The organism is Enterobacter sp. ku-bf2, from assembly GCF_001742765.1.
GTDB lineage: Bacteria > Pseudomonadota > Gammaproteobacteria > Enterobacterales > Enterobacteriaceae > Enterobacter > Enterobacter quasiroggenkampii.
Map to the genome: position 1 here is coordinate 1653445 of NZ_MDVW01000001.1, position 20668 is coordinate 1674112.

Genomic DNA, 20668 nt, shown 5'->3' on the forward strand with positions numbered 1-20668 from the left:
GGGCATTCCACTTGTCATAGGTTGTATAGACATTTATTTTCATCTATTGTCTGCTGTCAACCGACTTTGCGGAAAATGTTATTTATTTGTGATCACTTACCCGCCGTCCCTGGGCTAAAAATGCAACTTTTACCCTTTTTATCTTCCCGTTTCGCTCAACTTAGTATAAAAAAGCAGGCTATTTCGTCTATCCCGTAAAGACTTGCATACCCAGGAGCTTCACCTTGAACATTTCCAGGATTTCCCGTCTGGCGTTAGCACTCGCCTTTGGCGTGACATTATCCGCATGCAGTTCAACCCCACCGGATCAGCGGCCTTCTGAGCAGGTCGCGCCCGGTACGGCCTCCCGCCCGATTTTGTCTGCTGATGAAGCGAAGAACTTCGACCGTGCGCACTACTTCTCGTCGATGGATCCTAACGCTGCGCCGTGGACCCCGTCCTCGATTAACCTGCCGAAACAGCCTGACTTCGTGGTTGGCCCGGCGGGAGCGCAGGGCGTAACGCATACCTCGATTCAGGCTGCGGTAGATGCTGCCATCACGAAACACAGCGCGTCTCGCCAGTACATTGCGATCCTGCCAGGTGAATATGAAGGCACCGTGTATGTTCCGGCGGCACCGGGCAGCATTACGCTTTACGGTCTGGGCGAAAAAGCGATCGACGTAAAAATTGGCCTGGCGATTGATTCCGAAATCGACAGCAACACCTGGCGTCACCTTGTGAACCCGGCCGGTAAATATATGCCGGGTAAACCGGCGTGGTACATGTTTGATAACTGCCAGAGCAAGCGTGCCGCCACCATTGGCGTGATGTGCTCTGCGGTGTTCTGGTCCCAGAATAACGGTCTGCAGCTGCAGAACCTTACCATCCAGAATACCCTGGGTGACAGCGTTGACGCCGGTAACCACCAGGCCGTCGCGCTGCGCAGCGATGGCGATAAGGTGCAGATTAACAACGTCAACATTCTGGGTCGTCAGAACACTTTCTTCGTGACCAACAGCGGTGTACAGAACACGCTGCAGAATAATCGTCTGACCCGTACGCTGGTGACCAACAGCTACGTTGAAGGTGATGTGGATCTGGTGTCCGGCCGCGGCGCGGTGGTATTTGATAACACCGATTTCCGCGTGGTGAACTCACGTACTCAGCAGGAAGGTTACGTGTTTGCTCCGGCAACCCAGTCGAACCTCTTCTTCGGCTTCCTGGCCGTGAACAGCCGCTTTAACGCTGCCGGTGACGGCGTGGCGCAGCTGGGACGCTCCCTGGACGTGGACGCTGCGACCAACGGTCAGGTTGTGATCCGCGACAGCGTGATCAACGAAGGCTTCAACATGGCGAAACCGTGGGCGGATGCGGCGATCTCCAAACGTCCGTTCTCCGGCAATACCGGTGCGGTGGACGATAAAGGGAACGTGCAGCGTAACCTGAACGACGCTAACTTCAACCGCATGTGGGAGTACAACAACCGCGGTCTGGGTAGCAAAGTGGTTGCTGAGCCGAAGCAGTAAGCAGTCCTTTTGCCGGGTGGCGGCTTCGCCTTACCCGGCCTACAGGTTATGTAGGCCCGGTAAACGCAGTGCCACCGGCCATAAAAAAACCTCGCATTCGCGAGGTTTTTTGTTTTAAGCCGCTTAGTGAGCGTTAACCACCACCCACATCGGCCCCTGGCCTACGGCGTAGCGCCCTTTCTCTTCCAGCAGACCCTGCTCGCCTTTAATTTCATACAGCGCGATATGGTGGGATTTCTGCCCCGCCGCAATCAGGTATTTGCCGCTGTGATCGATATTAAAGCCGCGCGGCTGGGTTTCCGTCGGCTGGAAACCTTCAACCGCCAGCACGCTGCCGTCTTCGGAAACGCTAAACACGGTAATCAGGCTGGAGGTACGGTCACAGGCGTACAGATGACGGCCATCTGGCGTAATGTGGATATCTGCCGCCCAGCGGGTGTCGGAGAAATCAGACGGCATCATGTCCAGCGTCTGCACGCACTCAATCTGACCGTTTGGATCTTTCAGTTCCCATACGTCCACAGAACTGTTCAGTTCGTTGACCACGTAGGCGTACTGCTGGTTCGGATGGAAGACCATATGACGCGGACCTGCGCCTTCTACCGTCGTGACTTCAGCTGGATTCTGCGCCACCAGGTGACCATCGTCGCTCAGGGTGAACAGGCAGATACGATCCTGCTTCAGCGCAGGCACCCACAGCGTGCGGTTATCCGGAGAGATATTCGCCGAGTGGCAGCCTTCAAGCCCTTCCACCACATCCACGGTTTCGACCGGAATGCCATCTTCAAGACGGGTTACGCTGACGCAACCCGCGTTATAAGAGCCGCTGAAGACAAAGTTGCCTTTACGATCGGTTGAGATATGGGTTGGGCTGCCCGGCAACGGGGCTTCGGCAGTGTAAGTCAACGCGCCGTCGTCCGGAGAGATGCGATAGGCCAGCACGCGAAACTCCGGGCGCACACCCACGTACAAGAAACGTTTATCCGGGCTGATAACCATCGGTTGCACCTGACCTGGCACATCAACAACCTGAACCAGCGTGAGTGTCCCTTCGGTATTTAAACGCCAGACGTGGATCTGCTGGCTTTCAGGACTGGCGGTATAAACGGTTTGTTTCATGAATATTCACTCCTCACTGCGCATGAAAGTAGTTAACTTTTGACGGTGAATGCTGAATTGTCGACAGGAGTTTTGAAGCGTTCGCCTCTCGGTGTACCATCCCATCAAAACGTAAATTCAATATTAACCCGGAAAAACAAATGACCTCGCGTGTGATTGCTCTGGATTTAGACGGTACCTTACTGACGCCGCAAAAAACCCTTCTCCCCTCTTCTCTGGAAGCGCTTAAACGCGCACAGGAAGCGGGATATCAACTCCTTATCGTAACGGGTCGACATCACGTTGCCATTCACCCTTTTTATCAGGCACTGGCGTTAGATACACCTGCAATTTGTTGTAATGGCACTTATTTGTATGATTATCAGGCAAAAAAGGTTTTAGCCTCCGACCCGCTGCCGGTTCACCAGGCGCTGCAACTGATTGATCTGCTGGATGAGCATGCCATTCACGGCCTGATGTACGTGGATAACGCGATGGTGTACGAGCGCCCAACCGGCCATGTGGTGCGCACCAGCAACTGGGCGTTGTCCCTGCCTGAAGCGCAGCGTCCGGTCTTTACTCAGGTATCTTCCCTGCGTCAGGCAGCCCAGGACGTTGAGGCTATCTGGAAATTTGCCCTGACGGATGAAGACACCACCAAACTGAATGCCTTCGCGAAACACGTGGAACAGACGCTGGGTCTGGAGTGCGAATGGTCCTGGCACGATCAGGTGGATATTGCCCGCAAAGGCAACAGCAAAGGCAAGCGTCTGACGCAGTATGTAGAATCGCAGGGCTGGTCAATGCAGGACGCGATCGCCTTCGGCGACAACTACAACGACATCAGCATGCTGGAAGCCGTCGGTACGGGCGTGGCGATGGGCAATGCCGACGACGCGGTAAAAGCGCGCGCTAACGTGGTGATTGGCGACAACACCACCGACAGCATCGCGCAGTACATTTATACCCACCTGCTGTAATCAGGCGGTGATCGAGACGCTCTTGATTTGCGCGTAGAGCCACAGGCCAGGTTTGATCCCTAACTCATCCCTGGCCCACGGGCTGATGCGTGCCCAGAGCGTTCTGCTTCCCACCTCGAGCTTCACTTCCACCTGGCCGTTATCATCAAAACACTCCGCCACTTTGGCGCGCAGGATATTTCGAATACTGGTTTGCAGCGGCGGCTGCAGCACCAGCGAAACGTCAGATGCCTGAATACGAATACGCAGCGCGGACTGTAATGGCTTGTCGATCTTATTGACCCACAGGTGCTGATCGCCCAGCGCCAGCGCCGTCATCGCGTAGTGCGGATGATGTTCCAGCACGCTCACTTTCAGGATGCTGCTCTGCTGTTCCCGGGGCAACCACGGGTGCATTACGCTGCTGCCCCACACCTCTTCCAGGTTGCCGAAGGCCTTGACGCTGCCCTCTTCCAGCACCAGCACTTTGTCGGCCAGATGCAGGATCTCATCCAGCGAATGGCTGACGTAGAGCATTGGAATATTAATTTCCCGCGTCAGGCGCTGCAGGTAGGGCAGGAGCTCACGTTTGCGCGGAATATCCAGCGAGGCCAGCGGTTCGTCGAGCAGCAGCAGTTCGGGTGCGGTCAGCAACGCGCGGCCAATGGCCACGCGCTGTTTTTCTCCGCCGGAAAGCGAGGATGGCAGCCTGTCAAGCAGTGGCTCAATACCTAAAAGCGTCACCAGCTTATCAAACTGCCCGCCCATGCTTTTCGCCATGCCGTAACGCAGGTTGCCGCGCACGCTGTAGTGTGGGAATAAGCGTGCGTCCTGGAAAACATAACCAATGCGGCGTTTATCCGGCGACAGATACACCTTGTTTTCCACGTCATTCAGAACGCGGTTATTCAATACAATCCGTCCTGACTGCGGGCGCGTCAGGCCGCTGATGGCATTTATCAGCGATGTTTTTCCCGCCCCCGACACGCCGAAAATGGCGGTGATACCGCTTGCAGGCAGCGTCTCGTTAAGCGTCAGGGTATGGTTTCCCAGCGTCTGGGAGAAATTCAGTTCCAGCATGCTTATTTCCCCATCCGCTCACGGCTGAGCCGCGCCAGCCATTCCGACACCAGCAGCGATACAAGGGCTAATACGATTGAGATAATACAGAGCCGCGCCGCCGCGCCCTCTCCGCCCGGCGTTTGAATCAGGGTATACATGGCCGACGGAATGGTTCGCGTCTCGCCGGGAATGTTCGAGACAAAGGTGATTGTCGCGCCAAACTCGCCCAGCGAGCGGGCGAAGGCCAGTACCGTCCCGACAATAATGCCGGGTAACGTCAGGGGGAGCGTGATGGTGAAAAAGACTCGCCAGCGCCCGGCGCCCAGCGTGCGGGCCGCCTGCTCGAGCTTCATGTCCACGCCTTCCAGCGCGAGGCGGATCGCCCTCACCATCAGCGGGAAAGACATTACCGCTGCCGCCAGTACCGCACCGCGCCAGCTAAAAGCGAACGTCAGCCCAAACCAGTCGTAGAGCTTCTCGCCGATAAAACCGCGCCGCCCCATCGAAATCAGCAGCAGATAACCAACCACCACGGGCGGCAACACGAGCGGAAGATGAAGCACGCTGTCGAGCAGCGCTTTACCGGGAAACTGACAGCGAACCAGTAACCAGGCAAAGAAGATCCCAAAGGGCAAACTCAGCGCAACCGCCAGGGAAGAGACTTTAAGGCTCAGCAGAACAGCCTGCCATTCAGGATCGGTCAATATCATCAGTGAGTCGTAAATCCGTAACGTTTAAAGATTGCGGACGCTTCCGGCCCCTTCAGATAATCGCGGAAAGCCGTCACGGTCGCATTTTTATGTCCATCAACAATCGCAACAGGATATTCCACTTTCTTGTGGGAGTCTTCCGGGAACGTTGCCACCACTTTCACACCCTTGCTGGCTACGGCATCAGAGCCATACACAATGCCCAGCGGGGCTTCGTTGCGTTCCACCAACGCCAGCGCGCCGCGGACATCTTCCGCCGGAGCCAGCTTCGGCGACAATGTCTCCCACGCGCCCAGCTTTTGCAGCGCTTCTTTGGCGTAGATCCCGGCCGGAACGTGCTCCGGATCGCCCACCGCCAGACGCCCGCCGTTCAGCAGACTTATCCAGTGGGTCTCTTTGTTGATGGTGAAGTCAGCCTGGGCGCTGGCTTTTGGCGCCACGACAACCAGGCTATTCCCCAGCAGCGTTTCGCGGGTTGCCGCATCAATCGCTTTCTTCTCCACCGCGTAATCCATCCACTTCTGGTCAGCCGAGATGAACAGATCCGCTGGTGCGCCCGCTTCTATCTGGCGCGCCAGCGTCGAGGAAGAGGCAAACGAGGAGACCACCTCGACGTTTTTCTCTTTTTTATACGCCGCCGCGATATCCTGCAGCGCGTTGGTCAGCGACGCCGCCGCAAAGACCGTGATTTTACCGTCGTCCGCCAGCGCATGGCCGGTAAGTGAAAGCGTCAGCGTTGCCCCTGCGAAAAGGCGTACCCAGGTACGTGCCATTTTTAACTCCTGTGAGTAGCGTTATATACACATTAATATAACGGTAACATCAGGGAGATCCCAGCGTTAAATCGTACCGCTGAAGAGGTAAACCGGTGTGATACGTTAAATATTATCGGCGAAAACGGGAAAATCTTGAGAGCAAAACGCCCGGGCAAGCCGGGCGTTTTGGGAGGAATCAATGCTGCTTTTTAGCCTGGTCTCTGTGACCAATGTTCGAAAAGACGTTGAACACTTCACCCAGGCCGTAGATGGCACCGAGGATGATGGCCATCACTACTGGTACCATGATCACGGCGAATACCAGACTTTTCAACAACTCTAACATGGTTTTCTCCAGATATTGTGAATAGCGTATTCTATCCTTTCAACTGAGAAAAACATCCCCTTTTGTGCGGTACCCTTTGCGCCCTGCACCATTTGGGTCACAATACCCTTTTTGCCAGGACACTGTTATGCAGGCCGAAATTCTCCTCACACTCCGACTTCAGCAAAAGCTTTTCGCCGATCCGCGACGTATCGCCCTGCTTAAACAAATAGAACAAACAGGCTCGATTAGCCAGGGGGCGAAAAACGCGGGCATCAGCTATAAAAGCGCCTGGGACGCCATCAACGAAATGAACACCCTGAGCGAACAGCCGCTGGTGGACAGAGCCACGGGCGGCAAAGGTGGCGGCGGTGCGATCGTGACGCGTTATGGCCAGCGCCTTATTCAGCTTTACGATCTGCTGGCCCAGATTCAGCAAAAAGCGTTCGATGTGTTAAGCGATGACGATAACGTGCCGCTGGACAGTCTGCTGGCCGCCATTTCCCGCTTCTCGCTACAAACCAGCGCCCGCAATCAGTGGTTTGGAACGGTGACGGCACGCGATAATCTGCAGATACAGCAGCATATTGAGATCCTGCTTGCCGATGGCACCACCCGCCTGAAAGCCGCCATAACGGCGCAAAGCGCGGAACGTCTTGAACTGGATGAAGGCAAAGAGGTGTTGGTGCTGCTGAAGGCGCCGTGGGTCACTATCACGCGCGATCCCGATGCGGCAAAGGCAGCAGATAACCAGCTGCAGGGAACAATCAGCCACATCGAACGCGGCCAGGCGCAGTGCGAAGTGCTCATGACCCTGGCAGACGGGCAACCGCTTTGCGCGACCCTACCGCTCAGCGAGTCGGACGACTTAGAAGAAGGTGCTGTCGTCACCGCGTATTTCAACGCGGACCGGGTGATTATCGCCACTTTGTGCTGAGCGCATTGACAATCGTACCGACAGTGCGTATCCCTGATATCTATTGCTGCAAAAACAGGGATAAATCATGTCATCATTGCATATTTCGCAAGGCACGTTTCGTCTTAGCGATACCCGAACGCTGACGATTGCTGATTTGACACTACGCGCGGGTGAAAGCTGGGCGTTTGTCGGCACCAACGGCAGCGGTAAATCTGCGCTGGCCCGTGCGCTGGCGGGAGAGCTCAACCTCCTCAAGGGCGAATATCAGAGCGACTTTACGCGTCTGACGCGCCTGTCGTTTGAACAACTGCAAAAGCTGGTCAGCGACGAGTGGCAGCGCAACAACACCGATTTGCTCAGCCCTGGCGAAGACGATACCGGCCGCACGACCGCAGAAATTATACAGGATGAGGTGAAAGACCCCGCCCGCTGTGAGCGCCTGGCAGAACAGTTCGGTATCACCCCTCTGCTGGACCGGCGCTTTAAATACCTTTCGACCGGCGAGACGCGAAAAACGTTGCTTTGTCAGGCGCTGATGAGCCAACCTGAACTGCTTATTCTGGACGAACCGTTCGACGGTCTTGACGTGCAGTCCCGGGCGCAGCTGGCGTCCCTGCTGGCATCGCTTAATCAGCAGGGATATACCCTCGTGCTGGTGCTTAACCGCTTCGATGAAATTCCGGACTTTATCCAGCACGCGGGCGTCCTGGCCGACTGTAACCTGACCGAGACCGGCGAAAAAACCGCGCTGCTTAAGCAGGCGCTGATTGCCCAGCTCGCCCACAGCGAACAGCTCGACGGTATTACCCTTCCGGAACCTGACGCCCCGTCGGCGCGCCACGCGCTTGATCCCCACCAGCCGCGCATCGTGCTGCGTGACGGGATGGTTGCTTATGACGATCGCCCGATTCTTAACCGCCTCAGCTGGACGGTCAATCCGGGCGAGCACTGGCAGATTGTCGGCCCCAACGGCGCGGGGAAATCCACGCTGCTGAGCCTGATCACCGGCGATCACCCGCAGGGCTATAGCAACGATCTGACGCTGTTCGGTCGGCGTCGCGGCAGCGGCGAAACCATCTGGGATATTAAAAAACATATCGGCTATGTCAGCAGCAGCCTGCATCTGGATTATCGGGTCAGTACCACGGTACGCAACGTGATCCTCTCCGGGTATTTTGACTCGATCGGCATTTATCAGGCGGTGTCGGACAAACAGCACAAGCTGGCCCAGCAGTGGCTGGATATCCTGGGCATGGACAACCGGGTCGCTGACGCGCCGTTTCATAGCCTGTCGTGGGGGCAACAGCGTCTGGCACTGATCGTTCGCGCGCTGGTGAAACACCCTACGCTGCTGATCCTCGACGAACCGCTGCAGGGACTCGACCCGTTGAACCGACAGCTTATCCGCCGCTTTGTGGACGTGCTGATTAGCGAAGGTGAAACGCAGCTGCTGTTTGTTTCACATCATGCCGAAGATGCCCCCTCCTGCATCACGCATCGCCTGGAGTTTGTTCCGGATGGTGAGCACTATCGTTATCTGCAAAGCAAAATCGATTGACCCCCGGAGGGCACCGCCCTCCGTTTTTCAGATAACCTGCACTAATACATTGCTATCCCGTTGATCTACAATGCCTCGTGGCAGCTGAAAATCGGATTTTAAAAACAGTGTAAACGATTCCACTATTTTATCCCATGTCACACTTTTTGCGTCTCTGTTATGCTATGGTTATTACATACCATAAGCCCAATGGAGCGAAATATGCGAGTTCTGGTAACAGGTGGTAGCGGTTACATCGGTAGTCATACCTGCGTGCAGCTGCTGCAAAACGGCCATGACGTCATCATTCTCGACAACCTGTGCAACAGTAAGCGCAGCGTGCTGCCTGTGATTGAACGTCTTGGCGGTAAACAACCGACTTTCGTGGAAGGCGACATCCGCAACGAAGCGTTGATGACCGAGATCCTTCACGACCACGCCATTGAAGCGGTGATCCACTTCGCGGGTCTGAAAGCCGTCGGGGAGTCCGTTGCAAAACCGCTCGAGTATTACGACAACAACGTCAACGGTACCCTGCGTCTCATCTCCGCCATGCGTGCGGCTAACGTCAAAAACTTCATCTTTAGTTCTTCCGCCACCGTCTATGGCGATCAGCCCAAAATTCCTTACGTTGAAAGCTTCCCGACCGGGACGCCGCAGAGCCCGTACGGCAAAAGCAAGCTGATGGTGGAGCAGATCCTGACCGACCTGCAAAAAGCCCAGCCGGAGTGGAGCATCGCGCTGCTGCGCTACTTCAATCCGGTCGGTGCCCATCCGTCAGGCGATATGGGTGAAGATCCGCAGGGCATTCCGAACAACCTGATGCCGTATATCGCGCAGGTTGCCGTCGGTCGTCGCGATTCGCTGGCGATTTTTGGCAATGATTACCCCACCGAAGATGGCACTGGCGTGCGCGACTATATCCATGTGATGGATCTGGCAGACGGCCACGTTGCCGCCATGCAGCAGCTGGCGGATAAACCTGGCGTGCATATTTACAACCTCGGCGCCGGGGTCGGCAGCAGCGTGCTGGACGTGGTCAATGCCTTCAGCAAAGCCTGCGGCAAGCCGGTGAACTACCACTTCGCACCGCGTCGTGAGGGCGATCTGCCTGCTTACTGGGCCGACGCCACCAAAGCCGACAAAGAGCTTAACTGGCGTGTTACGCGCACGCTTGATGAAATGGCACACGATACCTGGCACTGGCAGTCACGCCACCCGCAAGGCTATCCGGACTAAGGATCCGTCATGACGCAATTTAATCCCGTCGATCATCCGCATCGTCGCTTTAACCCGTTAAGCGGGCAATGGATTTTAGTTTCTCCGCATCGCGCCAAGCGCCCCTGGCAGGGGGCGCAGGAGACGCCTGCAAAACAGACCTTACCGCAGCACGACCCGGACTGCTTCCTCTGTCCGGGCAACACACGCGTGACCGGGGATAAAAACCCGGACTACAAAGGCACCTTCGTGTTTACCAACGATTTTGCCGCCCTGATGACCGACACGCCGGACGCGCCGGAAAGCCACGATCCGCTGATGCGCTGTGAAAGCGCGCGCGGTACCAGCCGCGTGATCTGCTTCTCTCCCGATCACAGCAAAACGCTGCCGGAGCTGAGCGTTGAGGCACTGAAAGAGGTGGTCAGCACCTGGCAGGCGCAAACTGCCGAGCTGGGTCAAACTTACCCGTGGGTGCAGGTGTTTGAAAATAAAGGTGCGGCAATGGGCTGCTCCAACCCGCATCCGCATGGCCAGGTCTGGGCGAACAGCTTCCTGCCTAACGAAGCCGAGCGTGAAGACCGTCTGCAAAAAGCGTATTACGCGGAAAACGGCTCGCCGATGCTGGTGGATTACGCACAGCGTGAGCTGGCCGACGGCAGCCGTACCGTGGTGGAAACCGAACACTGGCTGGCCGTCGTCCCTTACTGGGCCGCCTGGCCGTTTGAGACGCTGCTGCTGCCGAAAGCACACGTGCAGCGCATCACCGAACTCAGCGACGCGCAGCGCGACGACCTTGCCCTCGCGCTGAAAAAACTGACCAGCCGTTATGACAACCTGTTCCAGTGCTCCTTCCCGTACTCCATGGGCTGGCACGGCGCACCGTTTAACGGGGAAGAGAATCCGCACTGGCAGCTGCATGCCCATTTCTATCCGCCGCTGCTGCGCTCTGCGACGGTACGTAAATTTATGGTGGGCTACGAAATGCTGGCGGAAACCCAGCGTGATCTGACGGCGGAACAGGCGGCAGAACGTCTGCGTGCCGTTAGCGACGTCCACTATCGCGAATCAGGAGTCTAAAAAATGAGTCTGAAAGATAAAACACAATCCCTGTTTGCTGAGAAATTTGGCTACCCTGCCACCCACGTAATTCAGGCGCCTGGACGCGTTAACCTGATCGGTGAACACACCGACTATAACGACGGTTTTGTGCTGCCGTGCGCCATTGATTACCAGACGGTCATCAGCTGCGCGAAGCGCGACGACCGCCAGGTTCGCGTGATTGCGGCGGATTACGGCAATGAGACGGACGCGTTTTCCCTCGATGCCCCGATTGTGACGCACGACAGCCAGCAGTGGTCTAACTACGTGCGCGGCGTGGTGAAGCATCTGCAGAAGCGTAACAAAAACTTCGGCGGCGCCGATTTGGTCATCAGCGGCAACGTGCCGCAGGGGGCGGGCTTAAGCTCCTCTGCGTCTCTGGAGGTCGCCGTGGGCACCGTGTTCCAGCAGCTCTATCATTTACCGCTGGATGGCGCACAAATCGCCCTGAACGGTCAGGAAGCGGAAAACCAGTTCGTGGGCTGCAACTGCGGCATCATGGACCAGCTGATCTCCGCGCTGGGCAAAAAAGAACACGCGCTGCTGATCGACTGCCGCTCGCTTGGCACCAAAGCCGTTCCCCTGCCAAAAGGCGCGGCTGTCGTGATCGTCAACAGCAACTTTAAGCGCACGCTGGTGGGCAGCGAGTACAACACCCGCCGCGAGCAGTGCGAAACCGGCGCCCGCTTCTTCCAGCAGCCCGCCCTGCGCGACGTGACGCTCAATGAATTCAACAAAGTGGCGCACGAGCTGGATCCGATTGTCGCCAAACGCGTTCGTCACGTGCTGACGGAAAATGCCCGTACCGTTGAAGCCGCCTCCGCACTGGCGAAAGGTGACCTGAAACGCATGGGTGAGCTGATGGCAGAATCTCACGCCTCCATGCGCGATGATTTCGAGATCACCGTTCCGCAAATCGACACCCTGGTGGAGATTGTCAAAGCGGTCATTGGCGACAAAGGCGGCGTACGCATGACGGGCGGCGGTTTTGGCGGCTGCATCGTTGCGCTGGTGCCTGAGGAGCTGGTCCCTGCCGTACAGGACGCCGTGGCGAAGCAGTACGAAGCGAAAACAGGTATTAAAGAAACCTTCTATGTTTGCAAAGCATCACAAGGAGCCGGACAGTGCTAAACGAAACACCGACCCTCGCACCGGATGGTCTGCCGTATCGCCTGTTAACCCTGCGCAACCGCGCGGGGATGGTGGTTACGCTTATGGACTGGGGTGCAACCCTGCTTTCAGCCCGCGTACCGATGCCGGACGGCAGCGTGCGCGAAACCCTGCTCGGCTGCGCATCGCCCGAGCAGTATGTTAATCAGTCCGCCTATCTGGGCGCATCCGTAGGACGCTATGCTAACCGCATCGCGAAGAGCCGCTTTGAGCTCGACGGCGTGCAGTACACCCTGCTTCCAAGCCAGGGTGAAAACCAGCTGCACGGCGGCCCGGAAGGCTTTGATAAACGCCGCTGGAAAATTGTTCGGCAAAACGACGGCGAAGTGCTGTTCTCGCTGGATTCGCAGGATGGCGATCAGGGCTTCCCGGGTAACCTTATCGCCTCTGCGCGCTTTACCTTGACGGACGACAACCGTATTGCCATTGAATACCGTGCGACGGTCGACAAGCCGTGTCCGGTCAACCTGACCAATCACGCGTACTTTAATCTGGACGGTAACCAGTGCGACGTGCGTGAGCACAAGCTGCAGATCCTGGCGGATGCGTATCTGCCGGTTGACGAAATGGGCATTCCGTATCAGGGGCTCAAGGACGTGAGCGGGACCAGCTTTGATTTCCGCCGCGCGAAAACGATCGCCCAGGATTTCCTGAGCGATGACGACCAGCGCAAGGTGAAAGGATACGACCACGCGTTCCTGCTGCAGGCCAAAGGTGATGTGAAACAACCTGCCGCACAGGTCTGGTCTGCGGATGAGAAGCTGCAGATGACGGTTTATACCACCGCTCCTGCCCTGCAGTTTTACTCAGGTAACTATCTCGGCGGCACCACGGCGCGCGAACACGAAGAGTACAGCGACTGGCAAGGCCTGGCGCTGGAGAGCGAGTTCCTGCCGGACAGCCCGAATCATCCGGAATGGCCGCAGCCGGACTGCGTGCTGCGCCCGGGTGAAGAGTACGTTAGCGTGACGGAATATCATTTTATTCCACATTAATCTTCAGCCCTCCCTCTGGAGGGCTTTTTTCTGCGCGCCTTGCTGAAAATAGCGCCGATCGCAGACAAAATCATAACCCTGGATTCACAAGCATCTTACACTCAGAGACTATTTTCGCTATGGTTAGGGTTAAGCGTTGCTGCTGGCACGGCCACGGCAATATAATGAGAATTGTTATCATTCTAAAAATGCTTGAGGAGTAAGAGATGGCTATTACTAAGCTGGTTCTGGTGCGTCACGGCGAAAGCCAGTGGAACAACGAAAACCGCTTTACCGGTTGGTACGACGTTGATCTGTCCGAGAAAGGCGTAAGCGAAGCAAAAGCAGCAGGTAAACTGCTGAAGGAAGAAGGCTTCAGCTTTGATTTTGCTTACACCTCTGTGCTGAAACGTGCCATCCACACCCTGTGGAACGTGCTGGACGAACTGGACCAGGCCTGGCTGCCGGTTGAGAAATCCTGGAAACTGAACGAGCGTCACTACGGTGCGCTGCAGGGCCTGAACAAAGCGGAAACCGCTGAGAAATACGGTGACGAGCAGGTTAAACAGTGGCGTCGCGGCTTTGCGGTCACCCCACCAGAGCTGACCAAAGATGACGAGCGCTACCCAGGCCACGACCCGCGTTACGCAAAACTGACCGACGCTGAGCTGCCAACCACCGAGAGCCTGGCGCTGACCATCGACCGCGTTGTGCCTTACTGGAACGAAACCATTCTGCCACGCCTGAAAAGCGGCGAGCGCGTGATTATCGCGGCTCACGGTAACTCCCTGCGTGCGCTGGTGAAATACCTGGACAACATGGGTGAAGACGAAATTCTCGAACTGAACATCCCAACTGGCGTACCGCTGGTGTATGAGTTCGACGAAAACTTCAAGCCAATCAAACACTACTACCTGGGTAATGCGGACGAAATCGCAGCGAAAGCGGCGGCCGTTGCGAACCAGGGTAAAGCGAAGTAATTTCGCTGACCATAAAAAAAGCGCGGAACCATCCGCGCTTTTTTATTTGAGCCGTCAGAATTAACCGCGACGCGCTTTTACTGCGTTAGCCAGCTGGCGCAGGATGGCGTCGGTATCGTCCCAGCCGATACAGGCATCGGTCACGCTCTTGCCGTACACCAGCGGCTCGCTGCCTTCCAGGTTCTGGTTACCTTCAACCAGATGACTTTCGATCATCACCCCAATTACCGCCTTCTCACCGCCGGCAATCTGCTGACAGACATCTGCGCCCACTTCCATCTGCTTTTTAAACTGCTTGCTGGAGTTGGCGTGGCTGAAATCGATCATCACCTGCGGTGGCAGCCCGGCTTTTTCCAGCCCGACTTTGACTTCGGCCACATGTTTTGCGCTGTAGTTTGGCTCTTTGCCGCCGCGCAGAATGATATGGCAGTCACCGTTACCGCTGGTGTTAACGATGGCAGAGTGACCCCACTTGGTCACGGACAGGAAGCAGTGCGGTGCGCCCGCTGCGTTGATGGCGTCGATAGCCACCTTAATGGTGCCGTCAGTGCCGTTTTTGAAGCCCACCGGACAAGAGAGACCGGACGCCAGCTCGCGGTGAACCTGAGATTCAGTAGTGCGGGCACCAATTGCCCCCCAGCTCATCAGGTCTGCCAGATACTGGGGCGTAATCATGTCCAGGAATTCACCGGCCGCAGGCAGCCCGCTGTCGTTAATCTCCAGCAGCAGCTTGCGCGCAATGCGCAGACCGTCGTTGATCTGGAAGCTGTTATCCATGTGCGGATCGTTAATCAGCCCTTTCCAGCCCACGGTCGTACGCGGTTTTTCAAAGTAGACGCGCATGACGATTTCCAGCTCGTCCTTCAGCTCTTCACGCAGGGTGAGCAAACGGGCAGCGTATTCTTTCGCGGCAGCAGGATCGTGAATCGAGCACGGGCCAATCACCACCAGAAGACGATCGTCATTACCTTTCAGGATCTTATGGATCGCTTTACGAGCATGAGAAACCGTGTTTGCGGCATTTTCAGTGGCGGGGAATTTCTCAAGGAGTGCTACAGGAGGTAATAACTCATTGATCTCTTTAATGCGTAAATCGTCGTTCTGATAATTCATCTTCGTTCCAGCTCTGCCATATCTTTAGTAATGAAAGCAATCCTTTCAATCTATCTTGTCGACCAGGAAGTGTAAACACGGTTTTACACTTCACGCAGATAATTCCTGGAATTCGCCTAAAAATCGCCACAAAATAGCGAAAAATGAGATCTAACCTAAGCTTTTTAACTGTAACAACCAATTTTAAACGCTTAAACGCGATTCCCTACTGACGTAAGTCCGTAAGGCGGAATCTTTCGCCTCAAAAAAGATGCACTGTTGGAGAATGTTATCCAGCGTAACGACAAGAACAGGAGCACCATGATGAAAATGACAAAACTGGCAACCCTCTTCCTGACCGCCACCCTTACCCTGGCAAGCGGCAGCGTCCTGGCCGCCGAAACGGGCACCTCAGAGAGCAACGGTGACGCGAATGCGGCTGCGGCGGCAGGTCAGCCTGCACCTGATGCAAAACAGAATATTGCCCCGAATAACGTCGACAACGGCCAGATCAATACCGGCAATACCAACACGGGCGGCACCATGCTGCATCCAGACGGTAGCGGTTCCGGCACCATGAACCATGACAATATGAGTTCAGACGAGGTCCACAAGAACTCCATGTGTAAGGACGGCAAATGCCCGGACCCTAACGACAAAGTGGGTAACGACGCCAATACCAAAACGGATGGTACCACACAGTAATTTGTATGCACCGTCAGAAAAAGGAGAGCCCAGGCTCTCCTTTCTTTTTGGAGTAACCTATTAAAAACGCTACACTAAAAACAATAACACTTCAGGAAAGCAGACATGGCGCACTCCCATTCCCACTCGCATGCACCCGGCAACGACAACGCTAAACGACTGATGCTGGCCTTTGGCGTCACGGCAACGTTTATGATTATCGAGGTCATTGGCGGCCTGGTTTCCGGCTCTCTGGCGCTTTTGGCCGATGCCGGACATATGCTGACCGATGCCGCCGCCCTGCTCTTCGCCCTGCTGGCCGTGCAGTTTGCGCGCCGCCCACCGAATGCGCGCCACACCTTCGGCTGGCTGAGGCTGACCACCCTGGCCGCGTTTGTTAACGCCATTGCGCTGGTGGTCATTACCGTGCTTATCGTCTGGGAAGCCATACAGCGCTTTCGGCATCCACAGCCGATCGCCGGGGCGACAATGATGGTCATTGCCGTGGCAGGGTTGCTGGCGAATATTCTGGCCTTCTGGATCCTGCACCGCGGGAGCGGGGAAAAGAACCTCAACGTGCGCGCGGCGGCACTGCATGTGCTGGGGGATTTGCTCGGTTCAGTCGGGGCGATTGTCGCCGCGCTGGTGATCCTCTATACCGGCTGGACGCCTGTCGATCCGATTCTGTCCGTGCTGGTGTCGTGTCTGGTCTTGCGCAGCGCCTGGCGGCTGCTGAAGGAGAGCGTGAACGAACTGCTTGAAGGGGCGCCAGCATCCATGGACATTGATGAGCTGAAGCGTAACCTGCGCCGCACTGTCCCGGAAGTCCGTAATGTCCATCACGTGCACGTCTGGCTGGTGGGAGAGAAACCGGTCATGACGCTACATGTCCAGGTGATCCCACCTCACGACCACGATGCGCTGCTCGATCGCATCCAGCACTTCCTGGAGCACCACTACGACATTAGCCACGCTACCGTCCAGATGGAGTATCAGCCCTGTAGCGGACCGGACTGCCACCTTAACGAGGCGCGGTCCGGTCATTCACATCATCATGACCACTAGCTGGAAAGCGCGTGAGAGCCTCGCTCACGCGCGCTGTTAATCCACATTCGGCTGCCGTTCAGCGCGATGAAGGTCAGCAGCAGATATTCCAGCGACATGGCATAGACGCCCTGCAGGGCGAAGATCGCCACGCTGATCACGTTGATGATGACCCACAGCAGCCAGTTCTCGACGTATTTACGGGTCATCAGAATCATTGCCGCAATCGACAGCACCATCATGCAGGAATCCCAGAACGGGAAAGCATCCGGCTGGAGTTCTGGCATCGTTACGTTCAGGCCGATGCCGGACATAACCGAAACGGCAACGCGGGTCAGAAAGGCAAACACCGGGTTGATGTAAACGGTCATTAAGCCAATGGCCACCACGCAGGCGACGAACCAGGCGATGGCTTTCGGCAGGGGCAGCCAGCGGATCTGCAGCTCGGCCTCCTGCTGGCTGTTCTGACGCGACCAGGCATACCAGCCGTAAATATTGGCGGCAAAGAAGAACAGCTGTAAAAGCAGGCTGGCGTACAGCTGGATCTGGAAGAAGATAATCGCAAACAGCGTGACGTTAATCAGCCCGAACACGTAGTTACTGATCTTCTCCAGGCTTGCCAACCAGATACACAATAAGCCCGCCAGCGTACCAACGGCCTCAATCCATGACAGGTCATAGCCACCTGCACCAATCGGTATATGAACCAGAATGTTATGTGTGCTAAAAAAATCCATCTTTTCCCCGGGGCGAGTTGAATTAAGTACGTAGTGTAGCCGCAAAATCCAGCATGCGGTTAAGCGGAATTAACGCGCCTTCACGCAGGGCGGCATCCACATGGATTTCATGCGCCGCACCACCGGTTTCTAACCCTTCGGCAATTGCTTTCAGGCCGTTCATCGCCATCCAGGGACAATGCGCGCAGCTGCGGCACGTTGCGCCCTCGCCCGCCGTTGGTGCTTCAAGAAGCTCTTTCTCCGGCACGGCCTGCTGCATCTTATAGAAGATACCGCGATCGGTCGCGACAATGAGCTGCTTGTGAGGTAACGTCCTGGCCGCGTTGATAAGCTGGCTGGTTGAGCCCACGGCATCCGCCATGTCGACAATTGACTGCGGTGACTCGGGGTGAACAAGAATGGCGGCGTCAGGATAAAGCGCCTTCATGCGCGCCAGCGCCTGAGTTTTGAATTCATCATGCACAATGCAGGCACCCTGCCAGCAAAGAACGTCAGCCCCCGTCTGCTTCTGAACATAATTGCCGAGATGACGGTCAGGCGCCCAGATAATTTTCTCCCCCAGGCTGTCCAGATGTTCAATCAGCTCAACGGCGATGCTCGACGTGACCACCCAGTCAGCCCGCGCTTTTACCGCCGCAGAGGTGTTAGCGTAGACCACCACGGTCCGGTCAGGGTGAGCGTCACAGAAGGCCGTGAATTCGTCAATCGGACAGCCCAGATCCAGGGAACACTCCGCGTTAAGCGTGGGCATCAGAATGGTTTTTTCCGGGCTCAGAATCTTTGCCGTCTCGCCCATAAAACGCACGCCGGCAACCAGCAGCGTGGAAGCGGGATGTCGTGCACCGAAGCGCGCCATCTCCAGTGAGTCAGAAATGCAGCCGCCGGTCTCTTCCGCCAGCTGCTGGATTTCCGGGTCGGTGTAGTAATGGGCCACCATTACCGCATCGCGCTCTTTAAGAAGACGTTTGATCTTCTCGCGGTAGAACTGCTTTTCGTCCTGGCTCAGCGGGACAGGCTTTGGCGGAAACGGATAGATTGCGGCTTCAGGATCAAACATCACACTCATTATGGCTTCTCGTTTTACGGGCTTAACAATATTGCCTTTCATTTGCCTGACATAGCAAAACGCGTGGCAATTGTGTTTTGTATACTAAACAAGATAGCGAATCTGGCGTGAAAAGTCACCGGGAATAGATGGGCGGAGCATTTGTTGTACCGCAGATAGCAAAAAGGCGCCTTTAGGGCGCCTTTCTACACTGGTGGGTCGTGCAGGATTCGAACCTGCGACCAATTGATTAAAAGTCAACTGCTCTACCAACTGAGCTAACGACCCCTTGCGGGATTTTTTTCTTCGAAGTGGTGGGTCGTGCAGGATTCGAACCTGCGACCAATTGATTAAAAGTCAACTGCTCTACCAACTGAGCTAACGACCCATTCGGGTGCTGACTTCGAAGATTTTTACTCGGTACCACTTTAAAGTGGTGGGTCGTGCAGGATTCGAACCTGCGACCAATTGATTAAAAGTCAACTGCTCTACCAACTGAGCTAACGACCCGAGTGGTGGGTGATGACGGGCTCGAACCGCCGACCCCCTCCGTGTAAAGGAGATGCTCTACCAACTGAGCTAATCACCCACTCTGTACTGCCGGAACTGCGTTAAGTGGTGGGTCGTGCAGGATGACTCGGCTTCGCCTCGCCCTACGGGCCGTTGCTGACGCAACGTTATCCTTCACGTTTTACTACTACTTCCACCTGACTTAGTGGTGGGTCGTGCAGGATTCGAACCTGCGACCAATTGATTAAAAGTCAACTGCTCTACCAACTGAGCTAACGACCCACTTTTATGCTGCTTTCACGTTGTTTGATATCCCGTGGCAACGGCGGCATATATTACTGATTTAAGAATTCTGCGCAACAAAAATTTCGATGAAGATCACTTAACTGCTTAGTAATCATGCTGCACGACCAGAAATAACGCGATTTCTGGTCATGCGATAATCATCCCATCGAATTCAGACGTTTTTGCGCCTGCTTAGCACCTTCGGTACCCGGGAATTTTGCGACCACCTGCTGATAAACCGCTTTGGCTTTCGCGGTGTCGCCTTTGTCCTGCATGATCACGCCAACCTTATACATCGCATCGGGCGCTTTCGGCGATTTTGGGTAATTTTTCACCACTGAGGCAAAATAAAACGCCGCATCGTCCTTTTTACCCTTGTTGTAATTCAACTGACCGAGCCAGTAATTGGCATTTGGCTGATAAGTGGAATCAGGGTATTTCTTAACAAAGTTCTGAAACGCAGCAATCGCGTCATCCTGACGAGATTGATCCTGTACCAGGGCAATGGCCGCATTGTAGTCCGTATTCGCGTCACCGCTCTGTACAGGCGCGCCTGTTGAGGCTGACGTATCAGCCGATGGCGCTGGCGTAGACGTCGCCGCACCACTCTGATCGCCTGCGGCTGGCTGTGCTGCTGCACTACCACCACTGCTCAGGCTATCGATCTGCAACAAGATTTGCTTCTGACGTTCCACAACCTGGTTAAGCTGATACTGGCTTTCCTGAATCTGACCGCGGAGAGAGTCAATATCATTCTGGTTATCGGAAAGTTGTTGCTGGAGTTGGGTTAAAAGCTGGCTGTGAGCGTTAGAAATACGCTCGAGTTGAGTGACCCGGTCTTCTACCGAGCCTGAGCCGACACTACTGATTGGTGCCTGAGCAAAAGCGGCCCAGGGGGCCGCTATTCCAACCAGTAACGACAGACTCAACAGATGATGTCTGAAGTTACTGCTCATGC

General features: G+C 55.7%; 20 protein-coding genes and 5 tRNA genes. 11 read left to right on the plus strand and 14 right to left on the minus strand.

Annotated features, from left to right (window positions below):
• The first annotated feature begins 224 nt into the window (after positions 1 to 224).
• A complete protein-coding gene (locus BFG58_RS07870) occupies positions 225 to 1508 on the plus strand; it encodes a putative acyl-CoA thioester hydrolase (RefSeq protein ID WP_045909473.1) in 1284 nt (427 codons plus the stop codon).
• A 123-nt stretch (positions 1509 to 1631) separates the two neighbouring features.
• On the opposite strand, the gene pgl is transcribed toward BFG58_RS07870, so the two are convergent.
• Complete coding sequence (pgl, locus tag BFG58_RS07875) at positions 1632 to 2627, minus strand: 6-phosphogluconolactonase (RefSeq protein ID WP_045909472.1); 996 nt, start codon at positions 2625 to 2627, stop codon at positions 1632 to 1634.
• A gap of 140 nt (positions 2628 to 2767) precedes the next feature.
• Here pgl and BFG58_RS07880 point away from each other — a divergent pair, with 140 nt between their 5' ends.
• Entirely contained in the window at positions 2768 to 3586 is an 819-nt protein-coding gene (locus tag BFG58_RS07880) for a pyridoxal phosphatase (protein WP_069719587.1), read from the plus strand.
• On the opposite strand, the gene modC is transcribed toward BFG58_RS07880, so the two are convergent.
• The 4 genes from modC to BFG58_RS07900 form a co-directional block, all read right to left on the minus strand.
• Positions 3587 to 4645: a molybdenum ABC transporter ATP-binding protein ModC gene (gene modC / locus BFG58_RS07885; RefSeq protein WP_069719588.1), complete on the minus strand. Its 1059-nt coding sequence runs from the start codon at positions 4643 to 4645 to the stop codon at positions 3587 to 3589.
• Between the two features lie 2 nt (positions 4646 to 4647).
• Positions 4648 to 5337, minus strand: a complete 690-nt coding sequence (gene modB, locus BFG58_RS07890) for a molybdate ABC transporter permease subunit (RefSeq protein ID WP_069719589.1) — start codon at positions 5335 to 5337, stop codon at positions 4648 to 4650.
• Positions 5337 to 6110, minus strand: coding sequence for a molybdate ABC transporter substrate-binding protein (gene modA, locus BFG58_RS07895; RefSeq protein ID WP_048026983.1), 774 nt, complete (start codon positions 6108 to 6110; stop codon positions 5337 to 5339). Before modA ends, modB begins: the two co-directional genes overlap by 1 nt.
• Positions 6111 to 6288: 178 nt before the next feature.
• Positions 6289 to 6438 (minus strand): AcrZ family multidrug efflux pump-associated protein, encoded by a 150-nt coding sequence (locus BFG58_RS07900; protein ID WP_008501118.1) that lies wholly within the window; start codon positions 6436 to 6438, stop codon positions 6289 to 6291.
• Between the two features lie 127 nt (positions 6439 to 6565).
• Between BFG58_RS07900 and modE the strand changes: the two genes are divergently transcribed.
• The 7 genes from modE (at position 6566) to gpmA (ending at position 14313) form a co-directional block, all read left to right on the plus strand.
• Entirely contained in the window at positions 6566 to 7354 is a 789-nt protein-coding gene (modE, locus tag BFG58_RS07905) for a molybdenum-dependent transcriptional regulator (protein WP_069719590.1), read from the plus strand.
• A 67-nt stretch (positions 7355 to 7421) separates the two neighbouring features.
• Positions 7422 to 8894: a molybdate ABC transporter ATP-binding protein ModF gene (gene modF / locus BFG58_RS07910; protein ID WP_069719591.1), complete on the plus strand. Its 1473-nt coding sequence runs from the start codon at positions 7422 to 7424 to the stop codon at positions 8892 to 8894.
• Between the two features lie 201 nt (positions 8895 to 9095).
• Entirely contained in the window at positions 9096 to 10112 is a 1017-nt protein-coding gene (galE, locus tag BFG58_RS07915; protein WP_069719592.1) for a UDP-glucose 4-epimerase GalE, read from the plus strand.
• 9 nt (positions 10113 to 10121) lie between these two features.
• Positions 10122 to 11168, plus strand: a complete 1047-nt coding sequence (gene galT / locus BFG58_RS07920) for a galactose-1-phosphate uridylyltransferase (RefSeq protein WP_069719593.1) — start codon at positions 10122 to 10124, stop codon at positions 11166 to 11168.
• Positions 11169 to 11171: 3 nt separating this feature from the next.
• Positions 11172 to 12320, plus strand: coding sequence for a galactokinase (galK, locus tag BFG58_RS07925; protein WP_021241009.1), 1149 nt, complete (start codon positions 11172 to 11174; stop codon positions 12318 to 12320).
• Positions 12314 to 13354, plus strand: coding sequence for a galactose-1-epimerase (gene galM, locus BFG58_RS07930; protein ID WP_048026977.1), 1041 nt, complete (start codon positions 12314 to 12316; stop codon positions 13352 to 13354). The genes galK and galM overlap by 7 nt, the downstream gene beginning before the upstream one ends.
• A 206-nt stretch (positions 13355 to 13560) precedes the next feature.
• A complete protein-coding gene (gene gpmA, locus BFG58_RS07935) occupies positions 13561 to 14313 on the plus strand; it encodes a 2,3-diphosphoglycerate-dependent phosphoglycerate mutase (protein ID WP_008501111.1) in 753 nt (250 codons plus the stop codon).
• A 60-nt stretch (positions 14314 to 14373) separates the two neighbouring features.
• On the opposite strand, the gene aroG is transcribed toward gpmA, so the two are convergent.
• On the minus strand, positions 14374 to 15426 hold the full coding sequence (gene aroG, locus BFG58_RS07940) for a 3-deoxy-7-phosphoheptulonate synthase AroG (RefSeq protein WP_008501110.1): 1053 nt from the start codon (positions 15424 to 15426) through the stop codon (positions 14374 to 14376).
• 303 nt (positions 15427 to 15729) lie between these two features.
• Here aroG and BFG58_RS07945 point away from each other — a divergent pair, with 303 nt between their 5' ends.
• Positions 15730 to 16110, plus strand: coding sequence for a protein YbgS (locus BFG58_RS07945; protein WP_069719594.1), 381 nt, complete (start codon positions 15730 to 15732; stop codon positions 16108 to 16110).
• Between the two features lie 105 nt (positions 16111 to 16215).
• Positions 16216 to 17154: a CDF family zinc transporter ZitB gene (gene zitB, locus BFG58_RS07950; protein ID WP_069719595.1), complete on the plus strand. Its 939-nt coding sequence runs from the start codon at positions 16216 to 16218 to the stop codon at positions 17152 to 17154.
• Here the strand turns inward: zitB and pnuC are convergent.
• The 8 genes from pnuC to cpoB form a co-directional block, all read right to left on the minus strand.
• The gene (pnuC, locus tag BFG58_RS07955) at positions 17151 to 17870 is read right to left on the minus strand and encodes a nicotinamide riboside transporter PnuC (protein ID WP_069719596.1); all 720 of its coding nucleotides are present in this window, start codon (positions 17868 to 17870) and stop codon (positions 17151 to 17153) included. The two genes, zitB and pnuC, sit on opposite strands and share 4 nt — an antisense overlap.
• Positions 17871 to 17892: 22 nt before the next feature.
• Positions 17893 to 18936: a quinolinate synthase NadA gene (gene nadA / locus BFG58_RS07960; protein WP_008501105.1), complete on the minus strand. Its 1044-nt coding sequence runs from the start codon at positions 18934 to 18936 to the stop codon at positions 17893 to 17895.
• Positions 18937 to 19127: 191 nt separating this feature from the next.
• Positions 19128 to 19203: transfer RNA gene (locus BFG58_RS07965), tRNA-Lys, on the minus strand.
• A gap of 24 nt (positions 19204 to 19227) precedes the next feature.
• Positions 19228 to 19303: transfer RNA gene (locus tag BFG58_RS07970), tRNA-Lys, on the minus strand.
• Positions 19304 to 19349: 46 nt separating this feature from the next.
• Positions 19350 to 19425 (minus strand) — tRNA-Lys (locus BFG58_RS07975).
• 3 nt (positions 19426 to 19428) lie between these two features.
• Positions 19429 to 19504, minus strand: a tRNA-Val gene (locus BFG58_RS07980).
• 127 nt (positions 19505 to 19631) lie between these two features.
• Positions 19632 to 19707 (minus strand) — tRNA-Lys (locus BFG58_RS07990).
• Between the two features lie 161 nt (positions 19708 to 19868).
• Positions 19869 to 20666, minus strand: coding sequence for a cell division protein CpoB (gene cpoB, locus BFG58_RS07995; RefSeq protein WP_069719597.1), 798 nt, complete (start codon positions 20664 to 20666; stop codon positions 19869 to 19871).
• Between the last annotated feature and the right edge of the window lie 2 nt (positions 20667 to 20668).

Bases quoted from the DNA above. Each gene is read 5' to 3' on its own strand.
- pgl (WP_045909472.1), bottom strand. From the start codon at position 2,627: ATGAAACAAACCGTTTATACCGCCAGTCCTGAAAGCCAGCAGATCCAC.
- BFG58_RS07880 (WP_069719587.1), top strand. From the start codon at position 2,768: ATGACCTCGCGTGTGATTGCTCTGGATTTAGACGGTACCTTACTGACG.
- modC (WP_069719588.1), bottom strand. From the start codon at position 4,645: ATGCTGGAACTGAATTTCTCCCAGACGCTGGGAAACCATACCCTGACG.
- modB (WP_069719589.1), bottom strand. From the start codon at position 5,337: ATGATATTGACCGATCCTGAATGGCAGGCTGTTCTGCTGAGCCTTAAA.
- modA (WP_048026983.1), bottom strand. From the start codon at position 6,110: ATGGCACGTACCTGGGTACGCCTTTTCGCAGGGGCAACGCTGACGCTT.
- BFG58_RS07900 (WP_008501118.1), bottom strand. From the start codon at position 6,438: ATGTTAGAGTTGTTGAAAAGTCTGGTATTCGCCGTGATCATGGTACCA.
- modE (WP_069719590.1), top strand. From the start codon at position 6,566: ATGCAGGCCGAAATTCTCCTCACACTCCGACTTCAGCAAAAGCTTTTC.
- modF (WP_069719591.1), top strand. From the start codon at position 7,422: ATGTCATCATTGCATATTTCGCAAGGCACGTTTCGTCTTAGCGATACC.
- galE (WP_069719592.1), top strand. From the start codon at position 9,096: ATGCGAGTTCTGGTAACAGGTGGTAGCGGTTACATCGGTAGTCATACC.
- galT (WP_069719593.1), top strand. From the start codon at position 10,122: ATGACGCAATTTAATCCCGTCGATCATCCGCATCGTCGCTTTAACCCG.
- galK (WP_021241009.1), top strand. From the start codon at position 11,172: ATGAGTCTGAAAGATAAAACACAATCCCTGTTTGCTGAGAAATTTGGC.
- gpmA (WP_008501111.1), top strand. From the start codon at position 13,561: ATGGCTATTACTAAGCTGGTTCTGGTGCGTCACGGCGAAAGCCAGTGG.
- aroG (WP_008501110.1), bottom strand. From the start codon at position 15,426: ATGAATTATCAGAACGACGATTTACGCATTAAAGAGATCAATGAGTTA.
- BFG58_RS07945 (WP_069719594.1), top strand. From the start codon at position 15,730: ATGAAAATGACAAAACTGGCAACCCTCTTCCTGACCGCCACCCTTACC.
- zitB (WP_069719595.1), top strand. From the start codon at position 16,216: ATGGCGCACTCCCATTCCCACTCGCATGCACCCGGCAACGACAACGCT.
- pnuC (WP_069719596.1), bottom strand. From the start codon at position 17,870: ATGGATTTTTTTAGCACACATAACATTCTGGTTCATATACCGATTGGT.
- nadA (WP_008501105.1), bottom strand. From the start codon at position 18,936: ATGAGTGTGATGTTTGATCCTGAAGCCGCAATCTATCCGTTTCCGCCA.
- cpoB (WP_069719597.1), bottom strand. From the start codon at position 20,666: ATGAGCAGTAACTTCAGACATCATCTGTTGAGTCTGTCGTTACTGGTT.